The 26530-nt window shown below is 69.8% G+C and carries 19 protein-coding genes and 3 pseudogenes; 13 read left to right on the forward strand and 9 right to left on the reverse strand.

Features of this window, described 5'->3' with window-relative positions:
• The first annotated feature begins 451 nt into the window (after positions 1–451).
• Together AV521_RS15395 and AV521_RS15400 are read left to right on the forward strand one after the other, a co-directional pair.
• On the forward strand, positions 452–1375 hold the full coding sequence (locus AV521_RS15395) for an alpha/beta fold hydrolase (protein WP_218639351.1): 924 nt from the start codon (positions 452–454) through the stop codon (positions 1373–1375).
• A 217-nt stretch (positions 1376–1592) separates the two neighbouring features.
• Positions 1593–3314 (forward strand): APC family permease, encoded by a 1722-nt coding sequence (locus tag AV521_RS15400; protein ID WP_179023117.1) that lies wholly within the window; start codon positions 1593–1595, stop codon positions 3312–3314.
• Here the strand turns inward: AV521_RS15400 and AV521_RS15405 are convergent.
• Genes AV521_RS15405 through AV521_RS15415 form a run of 3 tightly spaced genes read right to left on the reverse strand, consistent with a single transcriptional unit; the run spans position 3295 to position 6375 of the window.
• Positions 3295–5016: a hypothetical protein gene (locus AV521_RS15405; RefSeq protein ID WP_076088572.1), complete on the reverse strand. Its 1722-nt coding sequence runs from the start codon at positions 5014–5016 to the stop codon at positions 3295–3297. The two genes, AV521_RS15400 and AV521_RS15405, sit on opposite strands and share 20 nt — an antisense overlap.
• The gene (locus tag AV521_RS15410; protein ID WP_107480921.1) at positions 5013–6041 is read right to left on the reverse strand and encodes a caspase family protein; all 1029 of its coding nucleotides are present in this window, start codon (positions 6039–6041) and stop codon (positions 5013–5015) included. The genes AV521_RS15405 and AV521_RS15410 overlap by 4 nt, the downstream gene beginning before the upstream one ends.
• Before the next feature lies 1 nt (position 6042).
• The gene (locus AV521_RS15415) at positions 6043–6375 is read right to left on the reverse strand and encodes a hypothetical protein (RefSeq protein WP_143658611.1); all 333 of its coding nucleotides are present in this window, start codon (positions 6373–6375) and stop codon (positions 6043–6045) included.
• A gap of 144 nt (positions 6376–6519) precedes the next feature.
• Between AV521_RS15415 and AV521_RS50805 the strand changes: the two are divergent.
• The 4 genes and pseudogenes from AV521_RS50805 to AV521_RS50810 form a co-directional block, all read left to right on the forward strand.
• Positions 6520–6904 (forward strand): annotated as a pseudogene (locus AV521_RS50805) (PhzF family phenazine biosynthesis protein); the annotation flags it as partial.
• Between the two features lie 22 nt (positions 6905–6926).
• On the forward strand, positions 6927–7898 hold the full coding sequence (locus AV521_RS15425) for a GlxA family transcriptional regulator (protein WP_076088578.1): 972 nt from the start codon (positions 6927–6929) through the stop codon (positions 7896–7898).
• Positions 7895–8524: a DJ-1/PfpI family protein gene (locus AV521_RS15430; protein ID WP_076088580.1), complete on the forward strand. Its 630-nt coding sequence runs from the start codon at positions 7895–7897 to the stop codon at positions 8522–8524. Before AV521_RS15425 ends, AV521_RS15430 begins: the two co-directional genes overlap by 4 nt.
• 166 nt (positions 8525–8690) lie before the next feature.
• A pseudogene (locus tag AV521_RS50810) lies at positions 8691–8795 on the forward strand (IS5/IS1182 family transposase); the annotation flags it as partial.
• Positions 8796–8819: 24 nt separating this feature from the next.
• Here the strand turns inward: AV521_RS50810 and AV521_RS15440 are convergent.
• Positions 8820–9221 (reverse strand): DUF3592 domain-containing protein, encoded by a 402-nt coding sequence (locus AV521_RS15440; protein WP_076088582.1) that lies wholly within the window; start codon positions 9219–9221, stop codon positions 8820–8822.
• A gap of 579 nt (positions 9222–9800) precedes the next feature.
• Here AV521_RS15440 and AV521_RS15445 point away from each other — a divergent pair.
• Positions 9801–10856 carry a S8 family serine peptidase gene (locus tag AV521_RS15445; protein WP_076088584.1) on the forward strand — a complete coding sequence of 352 codons (1056 nt, stop codon included), beginning with the start codon at positions 9801–9803 and terminating at the stop codon, positions 10854–10856.
• Between the two features lie 364 nt (positions 10857–11220).
• Here AV521_RS15445 and AV521_RS15450 read toward each other — a convergent pair whose 3' ends face one another.
• Positions 11221–12279, reverse strand: a complete 1059-nt coding sequence (locus AV521_RS15450) for a LacI family DNA-binding transcriptional regulator (RefSeq protein ID WP_076088586.1) — start codon at positions 12277–12279, stop codon at positions 11221–11223.
• Positions 12280–12535: 256 nt separating this feature from the next.
• On the opposite strand from AV521_RS15450, the gene AV521_RS15455 reads away from it, so the two are divergent.
• From AV521_RS15455 to AV521_RS15475, 5 genes are all read left to right on the forward strand, one after another.
• Complete coding sequence (locus tag AV521_RS15455; protein WP_076088588.1) at positions 12536–13954, forward strand: L-fucose/L-arabinose isomerase family protein; 1419 nt, start codon at positions 12536–12538, stop codon at positions 13952–13954.
• 78 nt (positions 13955–14032) lie between these two features.
• Positions 14033–15523: an FGGY-family carbohydrate kinase gene (locus AV521_RS15460; RefSeq protein WP_076088590.1), complete on the forward strand. Its 1491-nt coding sequence runs from the start codon at positions 14033–14035 to the stop codon at positions 15521–15523.
• Between the two features lie 144 nt (positions 15524–15667).
• Positions 15668–17257 carry a sugar ABC transporter ATP-binding protein gene (locus tag AV521_RS15465; RefSeq protein ID WP_076088592.1) on the forward strand — a complete coding sequence of 530 codons (1590 nt, stop codon included), beginning with the start codon at positions 15668–15670 and terminating at the stop codon, positions 17255–17257.
• A complete protein-coding gene (locus AV521_RS15470; protein WP_079249257.1) occupies positions 17254–18348 on the forward strand; it encodes an ABC transporter permease in 1095 nt (364 codons plus the stop codon). Before AV521_RS15465 ends, AV521_RS15470 begins: the two co-directional genes overlap by 4 nt.
• 57 nt (positions 18349–18405) lie before the next feature.
• A complete protein-coding gene (locus AV521_RS15475) occupies positions 18406–19404 on the forward strand; it encodes a substrate-binding domain-containing protein (RefSeq protein ID WP_076088594.1) in 999 nt (332 codons plus the stop codon).
• 516 nt (positions 19405–19920) lie between these two features.
• On the opposite strand, the gene pntB is transcribed toward AV521_RS15475, so the two are convergent.
• From pntB to AV521_RS46570, 3 genes are all read right to left on the reverse strand, one after another.
• Entirely contained in the window at positions 19921–21387 is a 1467-nt protein-coding gene (gene pntB, locus AV521_RS15480; RefSeq protein ID WP_076088596.1) for a Re/Si-specific NAD(P)(+) transhydrogenase subunit beta, read from the reverse strand.
• A gap of 6 nt (positions 21388–21393) precedes the next feature.
• Positions 21394–22950: a Re/Si-specific NAD(P)(+) transhydrogenase subunit alpha gene (locus AV521_RS15485; protein ID WP_076088598.1), complete on the reverse strand. Its 1557-nt coding sequence runs from the start codon at positions 22948–22950 to the stop codon at positions 21394–21396.
• Between the two features lie 320 nt (positions 22951–23270).
• Complete coding sequence (locus tag AV521_RS46570; RefSeq protein WP_256725559.1) at positions 23271–24209, reverse strand: recombinase family protein; 939 nt, start codon at positions 24207–24209, stop codon at positions 23271–23273.
• A gap of 784 nt (positions 24210–24993) precedes the next feature.
• Here AV521_RS46570 and AV521_RS15495 point away from each other — a divergent pair.
• Positions 24994–26172, forward strand: a complete 1179-nt coding sequence (locus AV521_RS15495) for an amidase domain-containing protein (RefSeq protein ID WP_076088600.1) — start codon at positions 24994–24996, stop codon at positions 26170–26172.
• Positions 26173–26220: 48 nt separating this feature from the next.
• Here AV521_RS15495 and AV521_RS50815 read toward each other — a convergent pair.
• A pseudogene (locus AV521_RS50815) lies at positions 26221–26392 on the reverse strand (IS481 family transposase); the annotation flags it as partial.
• Between the last annotated feature and the right edge of the window lie 138 nt (positions 26393–26530).

Genomic DNA, 26530 nt, shown 5'->3' on the forward strand with positions numbered 1-26530 from the left:
AGGGGCCGCACTGTCAGGACGCACAGTGCGGAGCGGCTCAATCGCCCGCAGGAAACCGACGCAGTCTTCGCGTACTTGGGGGTTCGCGGCGGAAGCCTTAACCACCAGTGCGTAGGGACCCTGACACGAGGCCAACCCGGATCAGTCCTTCTTCCGGGCCGCCAACGGCCAGATCGCCAAGGGGCACCTCCCGCTCGGCCACTACACCAGGCGGAGTAGTCACGTTGGCTCCCCCCGCAGGATGACCGCTGGTGTGCCATGGGCGATGCTGTGGGCTGTGACAGCTGATCTTCGCCGAGCCGGAGCCGGAGCCGGAGCCGGAAATGGAGACGGGGACGCGGGCGCCCGTCCGGCATCCACTCCGCCGTCGCTCCCTGCCGAGCGCGTCCACCGGCCACGCCGTTCTCGGCTGGGGCGGTGGCTACGGCGCGCCGCGCTGGGCTGTGCCGTCGTGCTGGTGGTCGTCACGGCGGCCTCGTTCGTCTACAACGGCGTCACGGCCGGACGCGCCGCGCCGCCCCGGGGGCTCAGGTTCGTACAGTCCGCCGATATCCGCACGCGCTACCAGACCTGGGGCACGGCGGGCCCACCGGTCGTCCTGGTGCACGGCGCCTTCGAAACCGTGGACACCTGGTCGCGCCTTGCCCCGCTGCTCGCCCGCGACCACCGCGTGTACGCGCTCGACCTGACGGGCGACGGATACAGCGAGCGCCACGGCCCGTACACCGTCGACCATTTCACCCGGCAGCTCCTGGGCTTCCTGAGCGCCATGCACCTCGGCGGCCCGGGCGAACGGCCCCTGTTGGTGGGACACTCCAGCGGAGCCGCCGTGGTCACCGAGGCGGCGCTGCGGGCCCCTGGCCGGCTGGGGGGTGTGATGCTCCTCGACGGCGACGCCCTCGACACGGGTGCCGGGCCACCACCGGCGTTCAAGTACGTGCTGATCGACCCGTACCGCACCAGCCTGCTGCGGCTCGGGCTCGGCATCGACGCGGTGATCCGCAGCGTGTACGACGCACAGTGCGGGCCCGCCTGTCCGCGCCTGGACGCCGCCGGTCTGGATCAGTGGCGACGCCCGCTCCGGGTGCCGGGCGCGGAGAAGGCGCTCTGGAACATGCTGGCCGCGGGAGTGCCGGGGCTGCCCGCGGACCAGGTGGCCCGGCTCGCCGGGGTGCGCCTGCCCAAGTCGGTGGTGTTCGGTGCCCAGGACGACGTGTTCACCCGGCAGACGCCACAGGAGACCGCCCGGCGCATCGGCGCACCACCTGCGACGCTCATCCCGGGCGCCCGGCACCTGACCATGATCTCCAGCCCCGAGGCGGTCGCGACGGCCGTGGACAGACTCGCAGCGGCATCGATCACGGCATCCCGGTAACTCCGCCACCGCCCCGGGGCGTACGTCCATCCTCGACTCCGACCTGCGGCACTACCCGGTCGAGATCGCAGGCCCCGCCGACCACGGCGGCGAGCGGCAGGAACGCCGGGCCCGTGCGTACCTGCTCGCAAACGCGTTTCCTCGGCCCCCTCCGACCAGTACCCTGTTCGCCACTGTGCGTGAGGATCTGCCGATGCTACGCGGGGGAACAGGGCGGATGAGTGTCCGGGAATTGAAGCCTGAGGGCCGGCAGCCGGTGCGGGCCGAGGACGAGGACGAGCAGCGGCGGCTGTCGGTGTTCCACCTCGTCGGCCTGGCGGCTGGGGGCATGATCGGTTCTGGCTGGCTGCTGGGCGCGGACGACGCGTTCCGCCGGGCCGGTTCGGACGCCTACCTGGCCTGGGTGTTCGGCGGCCTGCTCATGCTGCTCATCGCCGCGGTCATGGTCGAGTTGGGCACCGTCGCCCCCAAGACCGGCGGGCTGATATTCCTGCCGCTGCAGAGCAGCGGCGCGCTGGTGGCGACGGTGGTCGCGGCCGGCCTGTGGATCTTCTACGCGATCAACCTCTCCAGTGAGGCCGTCGCGATGACCAGGGGTCTGTCCTGGAAGGTCCACGGGCTCCTGGACTCCTCCCAGGCGCTCACCCTCAAAGGCTGGGGCTACGCGCTGGTGTTCATGGCGGCGATCTCCGCGGTGAACCTGGCGACCCCGCGGATCTTCTTCAGGATCAACTCCTGGCTGACGGTGGCGAAGGTCATCGTCCCTGTCCTGACCGTCGCGCTGCTGATCACGGCCGGCTTCGACCACCACAGTCACCACGCGAGTGGCGACGGCACCGGAAAAGGCGCCGGCGCCGCCCTGGCAGCGGTCGTCGGCAGCGGCGTGATCTTCGCCTACGTCGGCTTCCAAGGACCGCTGGACTTGGCCGGGAACATCAAGCGGTGGGGACGGGGAATCGGCGAGGCGGCCCGGCTCCGTAGGGCGGTCTTCGGAACGATCACCGGGGCGATGGTCCTGTACATATCGCTCCAGGTCGTCTTCACGAAGTATCAGGCGTCCTACTGGAGTCCGGCCGGCATCGAGCCGTCGCCCTATGCTCAGTTCGCCTTCGCCCTCTCCCTGTGGTGGCTCGGGTGGCTGCTCAGGATCGGCGCCGTGATCTCACCCATGGGCGCGGGACTCGTCTTCGCCCACGCGCTCACCCGCGAGGTGGCAGCGCTCAGCCGGGCCCATCTCACGCACCGCGGGCTGCAAACCGCCCGCAAGGCCTCCCTGAAGCGGCGGTACGACGTGTACTGGCTGGTCCTGGTCGTCGACTTCTTCGTCGCGAGCATCGCGTTGCTGGCGGTCGGCGGCAGCTGGAGCTCTCTCGTCGCGATCACCGGAGTGCTGACGCTGGTCGTCTACGCCGTCCCGGGCGTCGTCCTCGTGTCGCTCCGCGACCACCTGACCGGCTGGTCCCGCCTGCGGCGCGGCGCCCGCGAGGTCCTGGCGCGGACCGGTTTCGCCCTGATCGCACTGATCCTCTACGGGGCGGGCTGGGCTCCCCTGTGGCGAGGCATGGCGACGCTCACGGTGGGCTGCGCCCTGCTGCTGTGCCTGCCTATCCTCGCCCGATGGCTGCCCGACTTCGGCCGGATGTACGACGCCAAGGTGCACGTGACACTGTTCCGGCACTGGCGCACCAGTCCCGCCGCCCAGGCCGGGCTCTGGCTGATCGGCCATCTCGCGGTGCTGACGCTGCTGACACTGCTGGGCGATTCCTCGGTCGGAGTCCTGCCCAAACCACTGGGGGGCTTCCTGGCCGTCGCTGCGGCGCTGGTGGCCTTCGAGGGCCTGGTCGGCGCGTCCAGACGTCACATGACCGAAGTGGCGCCCATGCTACCGACTCCGGGCACCGGCCGCCGCGCCGCGGCCGCTAACGCAGCGAACGAATGACCTCCGTGGCCTCCGCCTCGTACCCCCTGCCACGCAGCTCCTCGACCGCCTCCTCCCGGCGGTTCGCGTCGGACCAGCGGCCCACTGTGGCACGGAGCAGGAAATACCTGTCCTCTTCCTCCATCGTGCTGGTGCGCAGCCGGTCGACGACCAGCGCCACGCCTTGCGGGGTGACACGCTGCTCGTTCTCCAGGCATCGTTCGAGCAGGTCCCAGCCGTCACGGGGCAGCTCCGCGCCGTACAGGCAGGCGGCGATCTCGGCGATGACCGCACCCGAACCCCGGGGCACCCCGACGGGGTCGGAGGGGTCCGCCAGTTCCTTGCAGGCCAGATCGACGGCCTCGGCGCGGCCGTGGGCCCGCAGCCCTCTGACGTACTCGACGAACAGCCCGGCGTCGGCGCCCTGTTCGAGGACGCGCGCGGCCAGTCGCTGGGCGATCGTCTGCGCAATTCGGTTACGGTCCCTCGGCCGCTCGATCCTGACCAGCAGACCGGCCATGTCGGTTCCGGAACGGCCGTCCGTGTGTACCGCCGCGGCGGTACGCAGCAGCCTCCTGCATTCCGGCTGGGCGTTGAAGTTGCCCAGTACCGTGTCCAGATAGTCGAGTTCCACCGGTGAGCGGGGCCCGGCCGCTCTCGCCGTCCCCCGGGCCACGATGTCGGCGAGCAGGTCCTTGGTCGTCCTGGTGAGAGCCTCTGAGCGGTGCCAGGCGATGACGATCTCCGCCAGATGCTCCACGTTGTCGCGCGACGCGGCGTGCTCGCGGATCAGCACGCACTTCTCGGTGGCCCCCTGCCTGGCCAACTGCCCGCAGATTTCCGCGATGTCGTGCTGGGACAGCCGTTTGCCGACATGCTCCACGAGTGTGTCCGGGCTGTCGGTCCGGGTGGCGATCAGATGGGCGACGATCCGTCTTGTCTCGGGTACGTGATCCGGGATCCGCAACTGTGCGTCGACCCACTCCTCCAGGATCCGCTCGGAGGGACTGAGCTGGTGGAGCGCGCCGGCGAGATCCTGGAACTCCCTGGGAATCGGGTACGAGGCCTGCGACGGCACCTGCACATGCTCGGTGATCGCGACGAGGGTCTGACGGAGGAGCTCGGCGGCCTCTTCCCCGCACTTCTCATCACGCAGCGCGATGTAGAGGAGGGCCTTGTCGAGATTGGTCCGCCCCGAACTCGGAGTGGTGAACACGCGCAGCGTCTTGTCCACCAGCTCGCTCTTTCCGGCGCCACGGCACTCCCGGACGAAGACGGCGACGTCGAGCACCGTCCGCTGGCAGGCGATGTCATGGATGACGCCGTCTGTCAGCCGCGGGTACCGGCCCTCGTTCGCACGCTCGGCATCCCATTGCCGGATGGCGAGTTCCGCGGCATGGATGATGTTCCGGCTCAGTGCCGCCGTGGCCACCATGTTGACGGCGTCCCGGTAGTCGAAGCTCACCGCGCATTCGATGAGCCGGTCGATGGTGCTGAGCATGGCGAACGCGTGCAGGGCCCTGATCGCGTTGGCGGGCCGGGGCCTCTCGCTGCTCTCTGTGACGGGCTGCTCGCCCTCCCGCATGGCCTGCATGCGCTCCCTGAAGGCGGCGACCGAGCATTTGGTCACCCATTCGTAGCCGAAGCGCCACGGCTCCGTCGCACCGTCACCCTCGGAACGTGCGGCCGCGCCGGAGCCCGCGGCCTGCTGGCCCTCCGTCATACGCGCAGTGCCTTCTCCACCTGGTTCCAGTAACGGGCAAAGGAATGGGGCGAGTTGAAGGCCTGGTTGGCCCTGACGTCGATGTGCCGCGCGAGATGCCGGCTGGCCTCGTCCGGCCTGGAGCTGAGCAGAGCGACCACGTCGCCGGTCTTCCGCTCGTCCTTCAGCAGTTCATCGAGGCGGGAATCCCGGTCCATCATCAACGTCTTGACCCAGTCCACGGGCTCGACCGGGAGTTGCGGGACCGGGTCGCGCTTCTTGAGCTCCATCTGGTTGGTGAAGAGCGGGGTGCCGTCACGGGCGTCGTTCAGCGACATCCTCGGTACCTGGTGCTGGGCACCTGTGCAGTTCTCCATCTCCTTCTTCACCGCCTCCCGCAGGAGGCCGATGGTGAGCTGGTGATTGTGGTCCTTCGTGCCGTCCTGCAGTATGTGCAGCAGATGCCCGCTGAACGGTGTGCACTTCGAGAGATCCCCCGGCAGGGCTGAGCAACCGTCAGCAGGCGCGAAACTGGCGTTCTTGACGGCCGTGAACACGCAGGTGCCCTCGTCCAGCGCGCCCAGGACCCCGGGAAGGACGGGCTCCTCCCCCAGCTGGGGCAGCAGGTTCGAGTAACAGCAGTCGGCGATCAGGACCTTCAGCCTCGCCCTGGCCTTGCGCATGACGCGGTAGACATACCAGCTGGAAAGCCAGGTCCATGGCTTGTCCCGGTAGGACGAGCCCACGGAGAAATGGACCTGCGCGCCGGGCACGTCACTCCAGTAGTGGCCATGGCCGACATACACCACCAGGAAGATGTCGTCAGGCCCCGTCTCGTCCGCGGCCTCCTGCAACGCCCTCATCACGCCGTCAGCCGTCTGGATCTCGTCCTCGGTCAGGACCCGGCAGCAGTCGGTACCCCACATCTCGTCGCCCGCGAGAATCTCGCCGTACATACGCGCGCTCGCACCGATCGGCGGATGGCCGTCCATCCCCGAGTCGGGGGCGTACCTCGCCGGTCCTATCACCACCGCACGAGACGCCATCTCAGCCGTCCAGCCCTTCCGCCGTCGGCTCCGCCGTCAAGTCGGGTACGGACTGGGTGGCGACCGAAGTCTCGGGCGGATCCAGCCGCTCACCGCGCCAGCGCTCGACAACCCGCTTCACGGCGTCCACCGCGGCCGACACGGTCATCTCGGTGGCCTTGCCGACCACGGCCACGAGGACGATCTCGACGATGCCGCCGGTCAGCACCCTGCCGTCGTCGACGGCCGACGAACGCCACGACAGACCGGTCTCCGCCGCCAGCTCGTCAAGCATCCGGTCCGGATCGTCCAGACCGGTCGGCCCCTTGACGGTCACCGAGATCATCGTAGCCATGCCAACGCCCCCGCCCCGAGCTCAGGTTGACAACCAGGACGCCGACACCGGTTCCGCAGTTCCCGTGTCAATGCCCATACCAGCGTACTCACCGGGGCAAGCCTCCCCGGCCCGCCCAAGGCGTGTCCGGTGAATCAGCACCTCGGGGAACTGGTGTTCGCGACGCGCGCCGGCGCCGTGCCGGTGGAAGTGGCTGAGGAGGGCGGGACCATCAGGGCCACACTCACCAGTGTCGAGCCGCATATCGAGAAGATCACCGACGCCGGCCTCGCTCGGCTGGCCGGCCGCCGATTTCGATGCGGCCTTCCCGCCCCATATCGCCTTCGCCGGTGCCCGCCATCTCGTTCTCGCGGCGGCGACACGCGCGCGCCTGGCAGATCTCGCGTACGACTTCCCGCGCCAGGAAGCCCTGATGCACCACTTGGACCCGACCACGGTCCAGTTGGTGTGGCGGGAGTCGGCCACGGTCTCCCATGTCCGTAATCCGCATGGCGCGAAGTGTGGGGTATGTGTCGTTGACGCCACCGGGTGTCGGATCACAAGGTGGAGGGGTGAAGCAGCGCCGCATCGTCTTCGTCGTCTTCGAGGGTTTCCAGCCTCTGGACCTCTTCGGCCCGTACGAGGTGTTCCAGCACGCCAACCAGCTCACCGGCGGATACTCCTGCCAGATAACGGCACCGCTGCCGGGCCCGGTGCGGACCGGCAGCGGCGTTCCGGTACACGCTCCCTACGGTGTGGCCGATCTGAACCCTGCAGGGATCGACACGTTGGTGGTGGCCGGCGGCGGCGGAATCGACCAGGCTCGGCACGATCCGGCGCTGACACGTTGGATCGCCACCGCAGGAGCCACCGCTCGGCGTGTCACCTCGGTGTGCAGCGGGGTGTTCCTGCTGGCTGCCGCCGGACTGCTGCACGGGCGGCGGGTGACCACTCACTGGGCGCGTGAGGAGCAGCTCGTCCGGGAGCATCCCGAACTGGTCGTCGACTGCGATCCGATCTTCCTCAGGGACGGACGGGTGTGGACGTCGGCCGGAGTGACGGCGGGGATGGACCTCGCACTCGCCTTGGTGGAGGACGACTTGGGCCGGGAGGTCGCCCACGCCGTCGCGCAGGAGATGGTGATGTTTCTGCGCCGCCCCGGCAGCCAGTCGCAGTTCAGCGTGGCGTTGTGGTCCGCACAGCCGGCCAGCGACCCCATCCGCGCCGTGGTCACGGCGATCCATTCCGATCCCGGTGCCCGGCATGGCATCAACGATCTCGCTTCGCACGCTGGTCTGAGTCCCCGCCATCTCCAGCGCAGGTTCACAGCCGAGCTCGGCATCCCGCCGGCGACGTATGTCGAGGGAGTACGCATCGAGGCTGCCAAGCGGGCGCTCGCCGAGAGCGCCCACTCCGTCGAGACCATCGCACGTCGGTACGGCTTCGGCACCGCGGAGACGCTGCGCCGCGCCTTTCACCGCCATCTGAGTGTTGCACCGTCCGACTACCGCGACCGATTCCGATCCACCAAGGAGCACATATGACCACCTACGGGATACTGATTTTCGACGGAGCGGAGGAGCTGGACTTCACTGGGCCGTGGGAGGTGTTCACCGCCTCCTCGATGCTGCGCGACCACGCCGACACCGTACTGCTCATCGCCGAACACCCCGGCGCCGTCCGCTGCAACAAGGGCATGCGGGTCCTGCCGGACCACACCCTGGACGACCACCCTCAGCTGGACGTCCTGCTGGTCCCGGGCGGCAACGGGACCCGACGTGAAGTGTCCAACCCCGTGCTCATCGACTGGATCCGCAAGACCGCCGCAAACGTCACCTGGACCACCAGCGTGTGCACCGGAGCCCTGCTGCTGCACGAGGCAGGCCCGGCCCGCGGCCGCCGGGTCGCAACCCACCACCTGTTCGAGGAAACCCTTCAGGCCCGGGGCGACATCACCGTGGTCCGCGACGCCCGCTATGTCGTCGACGAGAGCCTCGTCACCAGTCAGGGCGTCTCAGCCGGAATCGACATGGCCCTGTGGCTCATCGGCCGCCTCCACGGCCGCGACCACGCCCGCGCCGTGCGCCAGTACATCCAGTACGACCCTGCCCCGCCCTACCTCGCTGACGAGCCCTTCGCCACCGGAGCGGAAACCGCCACAGCGGTCTAGAAAGGGCGGGCGCATCGTATGGTGCGGACGAATCCTTCGCGCGGCGAGCTCTTTGATCGCGTCGTTGCCCGGTTCAGCTTGCAGTGAGACGGTGCCACTGACGTGCAACGCGGTCTCGGCGATCTCGATGGACACCGCCCGTGCTTCCGGTGTGCACGGTGCCGTCAACGCACTCAAGGGCTTCCGAGCTGTGGCGACCCAGTACGACAAGAGAGCGTTCGTCTTTCACGGCACGGTCACCGTCGCCGCGATCCGGCTGTGGATCCGTTGATGAAAACGAGGAGGGAGAACAGGCTCAGCGGGTGAACCACATCCAAACCGCGGCGCCGAGGAAGATCACGCTTCCGGTAAACAGGCCGACGTGAGATCGGCGATGCTTCCTGGTGGACACCCTTGCATTCTCGGGGTGTTCGGGCAGATGGACGACCGGCACATGGGTTCCAAGGTCCATCCCCATCCGCTTCCCCGTCGCCACCGGCGTGAACCTGACGGGTCGGCCCTGCCGGTCGGTGAACTCGATGACGGGCGTCAGACAGTCGTCCGCCGGGGCCAGCTTCTGGTCCACCACCACCCCCTCGGCGTGTACGCCATACCGACGCAGCCGCGCTTGCAGCCGTGCCTCCCGCACACCACCCCATAGACACAGCAGACTCGCCGACACCGCCAGCACGAAACCGATCACTTCCCGTGTCGTCATCTGTCCCCCGCTCTCCCTCGCCCAGCGCCACCCGGCACGGGCCGCCCACCAGGACGACGCGGCACCCGGCCCGATGGTTCACGAAGGTGCGCGGGCACACCTGCTCCCCGGGCCAACGTGGTCGCGGCCGGGGGGGTGCCCATGAAGGGCCGGTAGCCGCGCCATGGATCTTGATCTTGTGAGTCGAGCAGTACCGGGCAAGACGGCACTCCATCACCCGTCAGCAACCGCAGCTCGGTTCGGGTCCCCTTCTGACCAAGTGGCGGTCATTCGGCGATGCCTGACGTGCGTGGCGCCGGGCGCGTTCTGCTGTGCGGGCGGATTCGGTAGGCCGTCCGACGGGTGTTCAGACGGCGTTCGGATCACTGGAGTTCGCGTTCCGACAGTGGGCCGTGCGGCCGTTGCCGTGACGGGTGACGCGGACCGGCGGTGATGCCGCGACGGGACGGGTGAGCCGCGGACCCGAGTGTCCGGCGGCGCAGGCCCGCCCGAGCGGAAGCGGACACCGTCCGCGGTCCGCGTCTCGCGCAGTTGGCGTCGGCCGCGGCGAGCAGCGGTCCTCTGCTCCGGAGGAGTGCCATGCTCGGTGTCCGCCCGATCCGATGGCTGCTGGCCACAGCCCTCGCCCGGGTGGGCCTGGCCGTCGTGCCGACGACCGCTCAGGCCCACGGCTCGCCCGGCGGCCACCATCGGCCGACCGGCGAGCGCGTCTGCTCTCGGTCGTCCGATCCTCTCCAGGCGTCCTGCACGGACTGGGTACGCACCGACCTGCCACCGCTTGCGTCCGTCCCGCCGAACCAGAATCCGCCCGGCCTCAGCCCCCTCGGCCTCCGCCGCGCCTACGACCTGTTCGGCCAGCACGGCAGGGGCCCGCGTGCCACGGCCAGCGGCTGCCTCCGCGTGATCAACCAGCGCGGCGGAACCACCCTGCCGACCACCACCGCCCCGGACCTGTTCGCCGGGGTCGGCCAAGCCGTCGCGCAGGGCGCGAAGTTCGCCTCCAACAGCTGGGTCGTCCCTGAGGCCTCGTTCGAGGGCACCTTCGACTTCCACTGCAACCACCCCGGCGTGACCTTCACCTTCAGCTCGGGCGACACCGGAGGCCAAACGCAGTATCCGGCCGCGTCCCCCTTTGTCACCGCCGTGGGCGGCACCACGCTGACCCGTGCGCACAACCGGCGCGGCTTCGTCGAAAGCGCCTGGATCGGTACCGGATGCTGCTGCTCCTTCTTCGAACCCAAGCCCGCCATCCAGCACGACGCCATCTGCCCCAACAGCCGCACCATCGCCGACGTCTCCGCGGTCGCGGACTTCAACACCGGCCCGGCGGTGTACAGCACATCCCCCACCCCCAGCGGAGCCACCGGCCGGCTGGTAAGGGGCGGCACAAGCGTCGCCACCCCGCTGGTCGCGGGGATGTACGCGCGGGCCGGCAACCCCGCCCCCGGCACGTTCCCCCACCCCTACCCCTACGCCCGCCCGCAGGACTTCTTCGACATCACCACCGGCAGCACCGGGGGCTTCTCCGCGATGCCGGGATACGACGCCCCCACCGGCATCGGCACCCCCGACGGTGTCGCCGGACTGCGAGACCCCGGGCACGCGTGGCACGGCACCGCCGGATACGGAAGCTGAGCCGGGAAGAAGGTTCGACGGTGACCGGGGCCGCGCACTCGTGCGTCGCTCATCGGCCGGGTGAGGCGGGTTGCAGGTGTCAGGCGCGACGCATGTAACCCTTCGGCATCCCGGTCCGCCCCGGCAACGGCCACCCGAGATGGCCGACCGCTCACACGCCACGGATGCCCAGAGGAGCCCTTCGGGCAGCCGCAGAATGCCGGCATTCCAGTCGGCTGTCGCGGTCTCGCCGGGCGGACGCGTCCGCGGACATGGACGGCTGCCACCGGTCATTGGCTGTCGTGCGGACCGCCACCGGGCCAAAGCGCGGGCAGGGGCTGTTCGTTGGGGGCGCCGGACTGCTGGACGGACCGAGGCGGTCGTCTCACTGCCGGCGGCCCGCCGCTCGGGGGCGGCGGCCCGTCGGCCCGGCGGTGCTCTCCCTGACCTGGAGGGAACTGCGCAGCACCACTGTGCGCAGCGGGTGGTCCTTCCCTGCGATGCGGTCCAGCAGCAGACTGGCTGCTGTCCAGCCCAGGTCGTACGACGGCAGCTGCACCGTGGTCAGGCTGGGCCGCACCAGCGGCGCCCAGGGCACCTCGCCGAACGACAGCACGCCGATCTCCGGTGGTTCCAGACCGGCCTCGTGCACCGCCTGCAACGCCCCGACGGCCATCAGGTTGTTGGCCGCGAAGACCGCGTCCGGCCGCTGCGGCGCGGCGAGCAGGTCGGCCATGGCCCTGCGCCCGCCCTCGACCTTGAAGTCGGCGTGGCGGGTGTAGTCGCGCAGCGGGTCCACATCCTTGGGCGCGGCACCCGGGTCGTCCGCCAGGAACTCCTGGAGCGCCCGGCGGTAGCCTGCCAGCCGCTCCTCCGAGGTGGAGGCTCCCTGCGGGCCGGTGATGCAGGCGATCCGCCGATAGCCTTGCGCCAGCAGGTGCGCGGTGGCCGCCTCGCTGCCCTCCTCGTTGTCCACCAGCACGGCGTCCACCTCGGCCCCGCGCAGCCGGCGGTCCACCGCGACCACCGGGATGCGGCGGCCCTCAAGGGCGGACAGGTCGGTGCGGCTGCGGGACGCGGCGGCCACGATGACGCCCGCCATCTGCTCCGCGACCGCGATGTCGAAATAGCGCCGTTCCTTGTCGACGTTCTCGTCGGTGTTGCACAGCACCACCGAGAGGTTGGTCCGCTGGGCGGCGTCCTCGACGCCACGGGCCAGCGCGGTGAAGAACGGGTTCTCGATGTCCGGGATGATCAGTCCTATGACGCTGCTGCGCTGCATACGCAGCGAACGGGCGACGCGGTTGGGGGCGAAGCCCAGCTCGGCTGCCGCGCGCCGGACCCGTTCGGCGCGCTCGGCCGTGACGCGGCCCCCGTTGAAGACCCGGGAGACCGTGGCCGGGGAGACTCCGGCGGCCTGGGCCACGTCGTTGATCGTCGTCATAGGTCCTCCGACCCCTCCATGGCCACCAGGGGCCGCACTCGCGGGCGCCGGGTCAGCGCCGCCCCGCTGCGGCCGACTCGTACGCGACTCTTGACACCCTCAGAGGCAAACCCTACGTTTCGCTGAAAAGGATTTCAAGAACCCGGCGGGCTTCCCGCGCTGCAAGACGACCTGTCCTCAGCCATCAGACCCTTCATTGAAGAGGACGGTGGGGACATTTTTGAAATCGATTTCTTCCTTCACCGGAGGCCCCTTCATGGCACGCATCGGTCTGCTGTCCCTCTCCGACGGCCGGGACTTCGTCCACCGGGACATCACCGGGCACATCGCCCGCGCCGCGCAGCAACTCGCCGCGATGCTGCGCGACGCCGGACACCAGGTCGTCATCGCGCCCGAGCAGGTGAGCAGCAACGAACTCGCCACCAGCCAGGCCCGCTGGCTGGCCGACCAGCACCTGGACCTGACGGTCTTCCACCACAGCGTGTGGACGTTTCCGCACTTCACCATGCTGGCCGCCGACGCCACCCCGGGCCCGCTGCTGCTGGTCGCCAACATCGACCCCCAGTACCCGGGCATGGTGGGCATGCTCGCGGGCGGCGGCGGCCTCGACCAGATCGGACGCGTCCACGCCCGCGCCTGGGGCGACCTCGGCGACCCCGACGTACGCAAGCGCATACTCGCGCAAGTGCGGGCCGCCGCGGCCGTCCAGGGCCTGCGCGGCTCCACCTTCGGCCGTATCGGTGGCCGCCCGATGGGCATGTACACCGCTGTCGCCAACGCCGACCAATGGATGCGGCAGTTCGGCGTGGACGTCGAGGAGATCGACCAGTGGGAGATCGTCCGCCGCAGCGAGCACGTCGAACAGTCCCGGGTGACCGCCGCCCGCACCTGGCTCGAGAAGCACGCTGCCGGGGTGCACTACGACGGCGACCGGCTGACCCCGGAGCTGCTGGAGCGCCAGATCCGCAGCTACTACGCGATGCGGGAACTCATCGACGAGTGGCACCTGGACTTCTCCGGCATCAAGGGCCAGCCCGAACTCACCACCCACTTCTGCACCATGGACGTCGCCGAGGCGTTCCTCAACGACCCCTACGACTGGGAGGGCCCCAAGGAGACCCATGTCACCGCCACCGAGGCGGACATGGACGGCGCGCTCACCATGCAGCTGCTCAAGCTGCTCAGCGGCGACCCGGTCCTCTTCGCCGACGTGCGCCACTACCACGCCGACCTGGACGTGTGGGACCTGTGCAACTCCGGCCAGCACGCCACCTGGTACGCCGCCCGCTCGGCCGACCCCGCCGAGAACCTCTCCCGGGTGCACTTCCACCCGGAGGTCTTCTACTTCCCCGCCGGCGGGGCCTCCGTCCAGCACCTGGCCGCCCCGGGCGACCTCACCTTCGCCCGGCTCACCCGGGAGGACGGCGAGTACCGGATGCACGTGATGCGCGGCGCGTTCGAGACCTACGACGAGGAGACCAACGAGCGGATGATGCGCGCCTCGACCTATGAGTGGCCGCACGCCTTCGCCCGGCTGAACGCCCGGGCCGACGACTTCCTCTCCCGCTTCGGCTCCAATCACATCCACGCCGTCCCGGGCGACTACGTTGCGGAGTTGCGCGCGGTGTGCCGCCAGCTCGGCATCCGTTACGACGGCTTCGGCGATGCGGCCTGACGAGTCGTCAAACGGCTGAGGGACGTCACAGCGCCCCGGCACGGCCGTCGCCCCGCACCTTCCATCCGAGGAACCACCATGACCCTGCTGCTCGGCATCGACATCGGCACCTCCGGCTCCAAGGGCGTACTCACGCGCCCCGGCGGCGAGCTCGTCGCCCAGGCCGTGCGCGAACACCGCACCTCCAGCCCGCGGCCCGGCTGGGTGGAGCACGATGCCCAGGCCGTCTGGTGGCACGACTTCAGAGACCTGGCCGGCGAGTTGCTGGCCCGCGCGCCGCACGGCGAGCGGCCGGCCGCGGTCGGGGTCAGCGGTATCGGCCCCTGCCTCCTGCCCACGGACGCCTCCGGCACCCCGCTGCGGCCGGCGATCCTGTACGGCGTCGACACCCGGGCCGGAAAGGAGATCGCCGAGCAGACTGCTCGCTACGGCGCCGAGGCGGTACTGGCCCGCTGCGGGTCACCACTCACGAGCCAGGCCATCGGCCCCAAACTCGCCTGGCTGCGCCGCCACGAGCCGGAAGTGTACGCCCGCACCCGGCGCTGGTTCATGGCGAGCTCGTACCTCACCCACCGCCTCACCGGCGCCTACGTCCTCGACCATCACTCCGCCAGCCAGTGCACCCCGCTGTACGACCTGCGCGAGCAGGCGTGGATCGAGGACCGCTGCGGGGAGATCGCCCCCGGACTTCAGTGGCCGCAACTGGTCCAGCCGGCCGACGTGGTCGGCACCGTCACCGCGGGGGCCGCCGCCGAGACCGGCCTGCCGGAAGGGGTCCCGGTCGTCGCCGGCACGGTGGACGCCTGGGCGGAGGCCACCGGTGTGGGCGTGGACAGCCCCGGGGACGTCATGCTGATGTACGGCACCACCATGTTCCTGGTGAACGTCACGGCCGACGTGGTGAGCAGCCCGCAGCTGTGGGGCACGGCGGGCGCCTTCCCCGGCACGTACTGCCTGGCCGCCGGGATGGCCACGTCGGGAGCGGTCACCGGCTGGCTGCGCGACCTCACCGGGGCCCCGTACGAGACCCTGACGGCCGAGGCGGCCGAGGTGCCGCCCGGCGCGCAGGGCCTGCTGATGCTGCCGTACTTCGCCGGGGAGCGCACTCCGTTGTTCGACCCGGACGCCCGTGGCCTGCTGCACGGTCTGACGCTGCGTCATCAGCGCGGCCATGTCTACCGGGCCGCGCTGGAGGGAACCGCCTTCGGGGTGCGGCACAACCTCGCGGCCATGGCCGCGGCGGGCGGCGACATCCGCCGGCTGGTCGCCGTGGGCGGCGGCGCCCGCAGCCTGTGGACCCGGATCGTCTCCGACGTCACCGGCAGGCCGCAGGAGCTGCCGCGCCACACCATCGGCGCGGCGTACGGCGACACGGTCCTCGCCGCGCTGGGCGCGGGGCTGGCCGGCCCCGGCGACGTCGCCGGCTGGAACCCGGCCGTGGCCGTGGTGGAGCCCGATCCCGAGGCCGGTGCGGTCTACGACGAGCTCTACGGGCTCTACCTGGACCTCTATCCGGCGACCCGGGATGCGGCGCACGCGCTGGCGGCCCGCCAGCGGGCGGACTCCTGACGGTTTCGCCGGCCGTCACGGTCCCTGCTCGCCCGTATGTGTCCCGGTCCTGCTCGCCGGGATTCACGAAATCGATTTCCTACTACACCACCTGTGAACCATAGGGAGGTCCACGATGGCGCGGTTGAACGCGGACGGCGCGACATGAGCGGCGCACCGCCCGCCCTGCTGCGAATGCGGGGCATCAGCAAGGAGTTTCCGGGTGTCCGGGCGCTCAGCGATGTCGAACTGACCGTCCACCCAGGCGAGGTGGTGGCGCTGCTCGGCGAGAACGGCGCCGGCAAATCGACGCTCATGAACATCCTCGCCGGGGTGCACTCCGACTATCAGGGCACCATCGAGATCGACGGCGAGCCGGTGCGGATCCACTCGCCGAAACACGCGCAGCAGCACGGCATCGCGATGATCCACCAGGAACTCAACCTGGTCCCCGAGCTGTCCGTGTCCGACAACGTCTTCCTCGGCCGCGAGCTGCGCACGGCACGCGGCACCCTGGACCGCCCGGCGATGCACGCCCGCACTACGCAGCTGCTGGCCGACCTCGGCCTCGACCTCCCCCCGCGGCGGCTGGTCCGCGACTGCCGTATCGCCGAGCAACAACTCGTCGAGGTGGCCAAGGCGCTGAACGGCACCCTGCGGATCCTGGTGCTGGACGAGCCGACGTCTGCGCTCGCCGAGGCCGAGGTGGAACGGCTGTTCACCGTCATCCGCCGGCTGGCCGCCCGCGGCGTCGGGCTCATCTACATCTCCCACCGGCTGGAGGAGTTGGCCGAGATCGCCGATTCGGCGACCGTGCTGCGCGACGGCACCTTCGCGGGCCGCCGCCCGGTGGCCGGCACCGATCGTGCCGAGCTGGTGCGGCTGATGGTCGGACGGCCGCTGGGCGAGCTGTTCCCGAGGGCCCCGGAACAACGTTCCGGCGGCAAGGTGCTGCTGCGCGTCCGCGGCCTGTCGAGCGCTCCCCCACCCTCCAGCACCCGCACGCCGCTGCACTCGGTGGACCTCGAAGTGCGGGCCGGGGAGATCCTCGGCATCGCCGGGCTGATGGGCGCCGGGCGCAGTGAGGTACTGGAGGTCCTCTTCGGGGCCGGCGACCACGCCCGGGGCGAGATCACACTCGACGACCGCCCGTACACCCCGCGCACGCCCCGCGCGGCGATCCGCAGGGGCATCGCTCTGGTCGCGGAGGACCGCAAGGCACAGAGCCTGGTGATCGGCAACACGGTGCGGTTCAACGCCACCCTCGCCGCCCTCGACCGCTACCTCAGGCCGTGGCGCACCGTCGACACCCGCCGGGAGAAGGCTGCCGCAGCCGGGAAGGTCGAGGAACTGCGCGCCAAGACGCACAGTCTGGAAGCCGTGGTCGGCACCCTCTCCGGTGGCAACCAGCAGAAGGTGGTGCTGGCCAAGTGCCTGCTCACCGAGCCCTCGGTGCTGCTGCTCGACGAGCCGACGCGAGGCATCGACGTCGGGGCCAAGGCGGAGATCCACGCCCTGATGGACGCCCTTGCGGCCAAGGGCACCGCCATCATCGCCGTCTCCTCCGAGCTCCCGGAGCTGATCGGCATGTGCGACCGGATCATCGTGCTCTGCGAAGGGCGGCTGACCGGCGAGTTCCACCGCGACCCGGCCCACGGGCCGGCCGCGACCCAGGAAGCCATCCTCACCGCGGCGATGGCACGGCAGAACGTTGTGGCCGGACCACCGGCGGACGAGAACGAGGCACAGACATGAGCAAGACACTCCCACCGGCACGGGACACAGCCGCCGGCACTGGCGAGCACTTCCAGACGCTGCGCGAGCGCCTGTCCCGGGCCCTGCCGTCTCTCGGCTCCCTCCGGAGCTACATCGGTCTGCTGCTCGTTGTCGCCGTGGGTATCGCCACCAAGGGCCAGATCTTCTGGAACCAGGACAACCTCACCAACGCCGTCACCGCCTTCGCTTCGCGCGGCATCCTCGCCGTCGGCGTCACCCTGGTCATCCTCACCGCGGGGATCGACCTGTCCGTGGGTTCGGTGCTGGGCATCGGTTCCATGACGGCGGCGATACTGCTGGTCCACCACGGCCTGTCGCCCTGGGCGATCGTCCCGCTGTGCGCGCTGGTGGGCGCGTTCTTCGGCTTCCTCAACGGGATCGGCACCACCTGGCTGCGCATCCAGTCCTTCGTGATGACCCTGGCCATGCTCTCGGTGGTGCGGGGCATCGACCGGCAGATGAGCAACAACGTGGCCGTCGGCGTTCAACTCGTGGAACCCAGCGGCCACCTGACGCCCAAGGCCGCCGCCTTCGCCGCGCTGGGAACCCCGGGTCACACCCTGGTCGCAGGCATCGGCTACCCCGTGATCGCGTTCGTCGCGGTCTGCGTCGCGGTGCAACTGGTGCTCTCCAGAACCCGGTTCGGACGGCATGTGTACGCCGTGGGCGGCAACCCCGTCGCCGCCCGGCTCTCCGGGGTAAACGTCAACCTCGTGATCATCAGCGTCTTCACGCTCTGCGGCCTGCTGGCCGGCTTCGCCGGTCCCATCGACGCCGCGTACAGCGCCTCGGCCGACCCGCTGGCCGGCACCTCCTACGAGCTGGACGCCATCGCCGCGGCCGTCATAGGCGGCACCAGCCTGGCCGGCGGCAAGGGCACCATCACCGGCACCGCCGTCGGCGCGCTGATCCTCACCCTGCTCGACAACGTCCTGGGGCTCAACGCGATCAGTGACAACATGCAGATGATCATCAAGGGTCTGATCGTCGTCGTGGCCGTAGTGCTGCAGCGGCCGGGCTTCCTCCAGCCGCTCGCCGAGCCGCTGCGGCGACTGCGCGCCCGCGCCTGACCCCCTCCTCCCTCCCCCCACACCACCACCCACCCTCACCCACGCAAGGAGTCCGCTGTGTCCTTGAGCCGTCGCACCTCCGTGGCCATCGCCGGCGCGGTCGCCACCGTCGCCGCCCTCACTTCCTGCTCCGCCCATGCGCCGGGCACCACCGCCGGCGGCTCGGGCAGCGGGAAGAAGACGTTTGTGGTCGGCTACTCCCAGTCCAACAACGCCGAGCCGTACCGCGCCCAGCTCAACGCGCAGCTCGAGTACTTCGTCACGAAGTACCCGGACCTCAAGCTGCTGCCCATCACCGACGCGCACCAGGACAGCGCAACACAGGTCAGCCAGGTGCAGAACTTCATCCAGCAGAAGGTCGACGTCCTGATCCTCTCGCCCAACGAGCCGGCCCCACTGACGGCCGCGGTGCAGCAGGCCTGCACCGCGCACATCCCCGTCATCGTCCTGGACCGCACCGTGAACACCGACTGCTACACGTCCTTCATCGGCGGCGACAACTACAAGATCGGCAAGCTCGCCGGTGAAGCGGCCATGCAGGCCCTGCCCCAGGGCGGAAACGTGGCCGAACTCCAGGGGACCCTGTCCGACCAGCCGCAGATCGACCGCGACAAGGGCTTCAGAGACGCCATAGCCGGACACCACATCACCATCGTGTACCACCAGGAGGCGAAGTGGCTGAAGGCCAACGCCACCGCGATCACGCAGCGATGGCTCGCCCAAGGCAAGAAGATCGACCTCGTCTACGGTGAGAACGACGACATGGCCCTCGGCGCCGTCCTCGCGGCCCGCGGCGCCGGCAAGGCCGACGGCATTAGGTTCGTCGGCATCGACGGTCTCGCCATCCCCACCGGCGGCATCCGCGCCGTACAGCTCGGCCAGATGTACACCACCTTCATCTACCCGACCGGCGCCCAGCAGGCGGCGGACACCGCCGAGGCCATCGCGCACGGAAAGTCCGTCAGTAAGCACCAGACACTCCAGACCACCAGGATCACCAAGGACAACGCCGCGGCCGTCTACAAGCAGTACGACATGTCCGGCAGGATCGGCTGATCCCGACCGCTCCCGAACCAGGGTCGGCGGCGTACCCCCCGGGCGGTTACCGCATTGGCCATGGCGGCAAAGGAGTTGGCAGGGATCCCGTGCAGCTGTCGGCGCACGCCGGGAGTGAGCTGGGCCGCCTCGTCGGTTCTGGCTGCCCGCTCCTCGTCGATCGCACTCCGTCGGCGGATCATCTGCGTGGTGGTGCTGCGACCAGGGACGTGTGCCAGGCCGCGTCAATGGGCGGCCAGTTGATGGGGAGGCTGCGTCGTTGGTCCCCGAACAACAGCCGCTCCAGCGGCCACCCTTGCCCGCGCGTCGGACTGTGCACAGGCCGCGATCGCCGCCCCGAGCTCCCGTACCCCCTCGTCGAGCGTCACCGGGCGCCACGAGAGCGCCACGCCGTGGAACGGTCAGCCGGTTGCGCCCCCGCTTCAGCGGGCACGGCAACCGGCCAAGGCCCCGCGACTGAACCATCGAGTCGGTCCGGACGCCGGTGGTAGGGCGGCGCACGAAAACAGAACCGGCTCACCGGCCGGCCGTCGTCGCCTGACGCGCGGCCGGGGCCGCCCCATGGCCGCCGTTGGCGCTGAGCGCGCGCAGGATGTCCTCGACGCTCTGCTTGGCGTCGCCGAAGAGCATGCTGCTGTTCTCGCGGAAGAAGAGCGGGTTCTGCACGCCCGCGTAGCCGGAGGCCATGGAGCGCTTGAAGACGATGACCTGCTCCGCGTCCCAGACCCGCAGCACCGGCATGCCGGCGATCGGGCTGCCCGGGTCCTCGGTCGCGGCCGGGTTGACGGTGTCGTTCGCGCCGATGACCAGCACGACCGAGGTGGCGGCGAAGTCGTCGTTGATCTCGTCCATTTCCAGGACGATGTCGTAGGGCACCTTCGCCTCTGCCAGCAGCACGTTCATGTGCCCGGGCAGGCGGCCGGCGACGGGGTGGACGCCGAAGCGGACCCCGACACCCCGCTCGCGCAGCTGCCGCGTCAGCTCCGCGACGGGGTGCTGGGCCTGAGCGACGGCCATGCCATAACCGGGGGTGATGATCACCGAGCCGGCCTGGGCGAGCATCTCGGCCGCCTCCGCGGCTCGCACCTCGCGGTGCTCGCCCTGCTCCTCCTCGCGGCTGGACGGCGCCTCGATGCCGAAACCGCCCGCGATGACGGAGATGAAGGATCGGTTCATAGCCTTGCACATGATGTAGGACAGGTAGGCACCGGACGATCCCACCAGCGCGCCCGTGACGATGAGCAGGTTGTTGTCGAGCAGGAAGCCGGCCGCGGCCGCCGCCCACCCCGAATAGCTGTTCAGCATGGAGACGACGACGGGCATGTCGCCGCCGCCGATCGAAGCGACCAGGTGCCAGCCGAGCGCCAGTGCCACCGCGGTCACGGTGATCATCAGCGGCGGGTTCGGGCTGATCGTGAACCAGACGGTCAGTACGACGAACGCGGCGAGCGCGCCGAGGTTCAGCGCGTTCTTGCCGGGGAGCGTCAGCGGACGGGACTTGATGCGCGCCGAGAGCTTCAGGAACGCGACGATCGAGCCGGTGAAGGTGACCGCGCCGATGAAGATGCCGATGAACACCTCGGCGTGGTGGATGCCCAGCAGGTCGGCGCTGATCCGGGTCTGCTCGGTGCCGTGCGCCTCCACCTCCAGGTAGCTGTTCCAGCCCACCATCACCGCGGCGAGGCCGACGAAGCTGTGGAGCACCGCGATCAGTTCGGGCATCTGCGTCATCTCGACGCGGCGGGCCCGCCACAGGCCGATCGCCGCGCCGAGTGCCATGGCCAGCACGATCAGGGCCACTGCCCCGGCGGTGATGCTCTGCGCCGCCACCACGACCGTGGCAACCAGGGCGAGGACCATACCTGCGATGCCGTAGACGACACCGGCGCGCGAGGTCCGGTGCTGGGACAGGCCCGCCAGGCTGAGGATGAACAACAGGGCGGCGACCAGGTCGGCAGCGTGGGAGGCCGTCAGGGAGGTCATCTGGGCTCAGCCTTTCGAGAACATGGACAGCATGCGGCGGGTGACGGCGAAACCTCCGAAGATGTTGACGCTCGTCAGCAGGATTGCCACGAACGACAGCGCCGTGATGATCCGGCTCTCGTGCCCGATCTGCAGCAGGGCGCCGATCACGACGATTCCGGAGATCGCGTTGGTCACCGACATCAGCGGGGTGTGCAGTGCGTGGTGCACCTTGCCGATGACGTAGTAGCCGATCACCACCGCCAGAGCGAACACGGTGAAGTTGCCCGCGAGTTGGGCGGGAGCGAAGGCCACCAGCAGGAACATGGCGAGCATGCCGAGCCCGATCAAGCCGAAGCGCCACGCAGTCGTCAGCTTCGATTGCCTCGGCTCGGGCGCGGCGGGCGCGGCCGCGGGCTGCGCGGCGGGCGCGGCCGAGACGGCGACGGGCGGCGGCGGCCAGGTGACTGCACCGCCCCGCACCACGGTCACGGCCCGCTGCACGACGTCGTCGGAGTCGATCGTCAGCTGTCCGTCCTTGCCGGGGGTGAGCAGCTTCAGCAGGTTCACCAGGTTGGTGCCGAACAGCTGCGAGGCCTGGGCAGGCAGCCGCGAGGCCAGGTCGGTGTACCCGATGATGGTGACGCCGTTGTCGGTGACGACGGCACGCCTCGGCACGGTGCCCTCGACGTTGCCGCCCTGGGCGGCGGCCATGTCGACGATGACGCTGCCCGGCTTCATGACCGCCACGTCCCGCGCCGTCAGCAGGATCGGCGCCGGCCGGCCCGGGATCAGCGCGGTAGTGATCACGATGTCCACGTCCCTCGCCTGCTCGTGGTAGAGCTCCGCGGCGGCACGGTCGTAGTCGGCGGACGTCGCCTTGGCATAGCCGTCGGTACTCGCCTCCTGGGTGACGTGCACCGAAAGGTACTCGCCACCCACTGACTTCACCTGCTCCGCGACCTCGGGACGCGGGTCGGTGGCCCGTACGATCGCGCCGAGGCTGGACGCCGCACCGATCGCCGCAAGACCGGCCACACCCGCGCCGGCGACCAGCACCTTCGCCGGTGGCACCTTGCCCGCCGCGGTGACCTGGCCGGTGAAGAACCGGCCAAAGACGTGCGCGGCCTCGATGACCGCACGGTAGCCGGCGATGTTCGCCATGGACGACAGCACATCCATCGACTGGGCACGCGAGATGCGCGGCACCGCGTCCAGTGCCAGAGCGGTCACTCCGGTATCGGCGAGCGTCCTGAGCAGCTCGGGGTTTTGTGCCGGGGCCAGCAGGGCGACCACGGTCGCGCCCTCCCGGAGCCGGGTGATCTCCGCGTCGGAAGGGGCGTTCACCTTCAGAACGACATCCGCGTCCCAGGCGTCGCCGATCTCCGCGCCGGCATCGAGATAGGCCTGGTCACTGAAGCCGGACGCGGCGCCGGCGTCGGCCTCCACCACGACCTCGTAACCGAGTCCCAGCAGCTGACGCACGGTCGTCGGCGTTGCCGCGACACGCGTCTCTCCGGAGACGGACTCGGCCACCACGCCGATGCGCTGGGGTGTGTGGTGCGCAGGTTCTTGTGCAGACATTTCTCGTGTTCTCTCCCAAGAGCAGGGCTTGGCGGTCTACCCGCGTTCAAAGGGCGACCACAGGACTCGTTCCCGCGGACGCCGGCCGTGGGAACCTACCCGTAAGGGAAGCCCTTGCCTACGGACATGGCCGTGGTGTGTTTCACTCGGCGATGGCCGCACCGCCGTTCGGTTACCTGGGCCACGTCGTGCCCTGTTCCAGGACAAGTCGCCGAAGAAAGCGTTCACTTCCGGCTGGTTCATGTCGGGCCGGAGGAGGCACAGGACTACTGCATCAGCTCGGTCCTGCCAGCGAGGCCCTGCTACTCCGGCACCCCCGCTCAGGCCGCCGAACGACCCCGACAAGGCGCATGACGCAGCAACGCTTGCCGAAACTCGTGAACATCCACGCTCCGACGCTGCGGCCCGCCTCGTCCACGATCTCTCGACGACCGGCGAAGAAACGGAGCGCTGGGCGCGGCTGGAGGAACAGGTGCGGCAGACGGAAGCCGAGATATCGGCCCTTGGGGAGTTACGGAACGCGAATGGGTGGTAGGCGGTGACCGCTCCGCTGACTGCGCGGGTCGCGGTAGCGCGGGTGTGCCGGTCGTCTCGCCGAGCGCGGCCCTGCCGCCCTTCAGCTCGGGCACGTACTTGTAGATCGTGTCGCGGGCGACGCCAAGCGGTTTGGCGATCGAGGTGACCGTGTTCTCCGGGCGGGTCAGCAGGTCCCGGGCGTGACGGGTCTGTTCCTCGGTCATGACCGGCGGATGACCGAGACGGGGGCCGCGGGCGCGGGCGGCGTCCTGGCCCTCGTCGGTGCCGTGGATGATGAGTTCGCGGATGAACTCCGCGAGCGCGGCGCACACATGGCAGACCAGGCGTCCGCCGGAGGTGGTGGTGCCGAGCCCCTCGTGGAGCGACGTGCAGCCGATGCCGCGCTTGCGCAGGCCGGAGACGGTGGCGAGGAGGTCCTGGGTGGAACGACCGAGCCGGTCGACGGAGGGGACGACCAGAGCTGCCCCTGCACGGAGGCAGTCGCGAGCCTTCCACAATTCCTTGCTCTCGGCGTTCCTGCCCGACTTCTTGCCAGCGAAGATCCGGATGCGGCCCGCTTCGGTGAGGGCGTGGTGGAGACCCGGTCGTACCCGACGAGGGCACCCCGCACTGCGGGGACGAGGGCGAGGAGATCGGTGGTGTCGTGGGAAGACATCTGCACCCGCGAGATCGTACAGAAAACGGTGCCTCTGAATTTCTTGAGCACGCCGATTTTTTGACACCGTTTCTCGCGCGCGATCCGGCGCCGATCCGGCCGCGGACCTCCGCTTTCCGATCTCGCTCAGGAATCGGTCGAATTCTCAACGTCCGAAGCGCCGCCGCCGCTTTGTACGGCCTCCAGGCCGGCCAGGTAACCGGCGGCGACCTTCGCCTCGGCCGCGTCGGAGCGCCGGTAGATGCCGACGGCTCCGCGCAGTTCCGTCAGAGCGGCCCTGCGGTCACCAGGGCGCTCGTGGCATCGGGCCGGCCCTTCCAGCGCCCGCGCCTCATCCGGCGGACTGCGGATCTGACGGGCCGGCTCCAGCGACTTCCGGTACGGAGTAAGGGCCGCGGCCCAGATCGTGGAGGGCGTGGGCCTGCCCGAGGCGGTATCCGAGCTCGTCGTACAGGGCCAGGGCCCCAGGCGCTACGCCATCGTGCCCCGCCGAGTGGCGTGGGCGATCAAGGTGCCGGAATGCCGTGGACACAGGTTGCGGCCCCTGGTCCTGGCGAGCAGGACCCTGCGCTGGGCCGAGCAGATCAGATCCAGCGGCCATGGTGGCGGTGACTCACGCCCGACCGGCGTGTGTCCGGCCCGGCGTGCGCTACCCCACTGTGTGCGAGGCAATCTCGTTCCGCCCACCGCAGATGTGACCACGGCGGTAGATGTGACCACGACGGTCGAACGGGGGCACCGTGCCGCCACATGGGTTGCAGGATCCTGGCAAGTGCATCCCTCAGTTCCGGGGTGGTACGCCCCTAGCCTGGTGGGCGAGTTGATGCACCATCAGTGAGGAGTGACTTGCCATGCACCGCCGCTCCCTTCTTCTCTCGGGACTGGGCGCCACCACAGCCGCCGCCACTGCCCTCACCGGGGCCGCCCCCGCGCCGACCACCGACCGGAAAGAGCAGAGCCGCGACCGCAACGACGGCCTTCCCGCCGCCCAACACCGCCAACTGACCCTGCTGGTACAGCAGTACCTCGCCGACCGGGCGGCCCGGGTTACCGCCGCCCGGCCGACGCCGAAACAGGCCGCGGCCCTCCCCCTCACCTCCGGTCTGCTCCGCGACTACCGCAGTGATGCCGACCGCCTCGATGGCGTCCGCGACCAGACCGCCGCGTTGCACAGCGGGTACACCCGCGCCCGCACCACTGCCGAGCTCACCGATGTCACCGTGCACGGCGGCACCGTCACTGCCAGAGCCGTGGAACACACCGCGCTGTACTTCGCCCGCACCGCGCCCGGCACCCCGGCAAGCACCCGCTACCGCAGCGCGCACCAGGTGGTCTTCCACCAGATCAACGGCGCCTGGGCGCTGGCGGGTTGCCGCTACCTGCCGACCAATGCGTACTCGCGCCCGCTGACTCAGTTCCCCGAGTCGGTACCGGAGCCGATGCGCCCCCGGGTGGTGCCGAACGCGGTACCGCAGGCCGGTCGGCGCCCGGCCAAGGCCGATCCGTCCGGCCGACAGACCGCTGCCAAGCCCGCGGACGGCGGCTACGACTACAGCGCCATGGTCTCCTACGCCGAACAGTGGTGGAACGACCGCAACTTCCTCGCGTACCCGGTCTACGAGAACGACTGCACCAACTTCATATCGCAGTGCCTCGTCACCGGCGGCTGGCTGACCGAAGGCTCCTGGCCGGACAATTCCCGCGACGACAACACCTGCTGGTACTGCTACGGGTTCTTCTACAACACCTCCTACACCTGGGCCGGCGCCGAGAACTTCTTCGTCTACGCCACCCAGAACTCCAAGCGCACCACCGTGCTCGACAACGCCTACGACCTGAGCCCGTCGGACATCCTGCAGTACAACTTCTCCCACGCCCCCAACGACATCCAGCACACCCAGATCTGCACCGGCTGGAACGAGTCGCCACTGATGACCCAGCACACCGACAACTACGCCGACCGCCCCCTGTCCGAGATCCTGTCCGATCCCGCCAACGGCAGTGCGTGGCTCTACCCCCTACAGACCTGACGGCCATCAAAACCGTGTCCTGCGCGGGTCTGGTTGCTCCGGCCGACGGCCCGTCCGGGCACGTTCGAAGCGGCGGACCGGCTGGCCAGTGGCCCAGTCCCGGCCCGCCAGAGCCGGCAGGTGGTGATCGCGCAGGATGCGGTGAGCGGTGAAAGCGGCCCTGCCGGTGCCCACTGCCGGCCGGCCTGAGCCGTCCGGTCCGGTGCTCTCGCCGCAGGCGCCGCCTCCCGCTCCCTCCACTTGGTTCGGTGTTGAAGAGAGTGGGGCAGGTGTCGAGCACGAACACGTGTGAGGGGCCGTCTGCCGTCAGGTCAGTGGGCTCTGGAGATCCCCGTCGGCGGCCGGTTCGGTCCCGGGC

The organism is Streptomyces sp. IMTB 2501 (genome assembly GCF_001953885.1).
Classification (GTDB): Bacteria; Actinomycetota; Actinomycetes; order Streptomycetales; family Streptomycetaceae; genus Streptomyces.

What these genes read in the sequence shown, in the direction of transcription:
- AV521_RS15400 (WP_179023117.1), top strand. Translation starts at nt 1,593, where the DNA reads ATGAGTGTCCGGGAATTGAAGCCTGAGGGCCGGCAGCCGGTGCGGGCC.
- AV521_RS15405 (WP_076088572.1), bottom strand. Translation starts at nt 5,016, where the DNA reads ATGACGGAGGGCCAGCAGGCCGCGGGCTCCGGCGCGGCCGCACGTTCC.
- AV521_RS15410 (WP_107480921.1), bottom strand. Translation starts at nt 6,041, where the DNA reads ATGGCGTCTCGTGCGGTGGTGATAGGACCGGCGAGGTACGCCCCCGAC.
- AV521_RS15415 (WP_143658611.1), bottom strand. Translation starts at nt 6,375, where the DNA reads ATGGCTACGATGATCTCGGTGACCGTCAAGGGGCCGACCGGTCTGGAC.
- AV521_RS15430 (WP_076088580.1), top strand. Translation starts at nt 7,895, where the DNA reads ATGACCACCTACGGGATACTGATTTTCGACGGAGCGGAGGAGCTGGAC.
- AV521_RS15440 (WP_076088582.1), bottom strand. Translation starts at nt 9,221, where the DNA reads ATGACGACACGGGAAGTGATCGGTTTCGTGCTGGCGGTGTCGGCGAGT.
- AV521_RS15445 (WP_076088584.1), top strand. Translation starts at nt 9,801, where the DNA reads ATGCTCGGTGTCCGCCCGATCCGATGGCTGCTGGCCACAGCCCTCGCC.
- AV521_RS15450 (WP_076088586.1), bottom strand. Translation starts at nt 12,279, where the DNA reads ATGACGACGATCAACGACGTGGCCCAGGCCGCCGGAGTCTCCCCGGCC.
- AV521_RS15455 (WP_076088588.1), top strand. Translation starts at nt 12,536, where the DNA reads ATGGCACGCATCGGTCTGCTGTCCCTCTCCGACGGCCGGGACTTCGTC.
- AV521_RS15460 (WP_076088590.1), top strand. Translation starts at nt 14,033, where the DNA reads ATGACCCTGCTGCTCGGCATCGACATCGGCACCTCCGGCTCCAAGGGC.
- AV521_RS15465 (WP_076088592.1), top strand. Translation starts at nt 15,668, where the DNA reads ATGAGCGGCGCACCGCCCGCCCTGCTGCGAATGCGGGGCATCAGCAAG.
- AV521_RS15470 (WP_079249257.1), top strand. Translation starts at nt 17,254, where the DNA reads ATGAGCAAGACACTCCCACCGGCACGGGACACAGCCGCCGGCACTGGC.
- pntB (WP_076088596.1), bottom strand. Translation starts at nt 21,387, where the DNA reads ATGACCTCCCTGACGGCCTCCCACGCTGCCGACCTGGTCGCCGCCCTG.
- AV521_RS15485 (WP_076088598.1), bottom strand. Translation starts at nt 22,950, where the DNA reads ATGTCTGCACAAGAACCTGCGCACCACACACCCCAGCGCATCGGCGTG.
- AV521_RS15495 (WP_076088600.1), top strand. Translation starts at nt 24,994, where the DNA reads ATGCACCGCCGCTCCCTTCTTCTCTCGGGACTGGGCGCCACCACAGCC.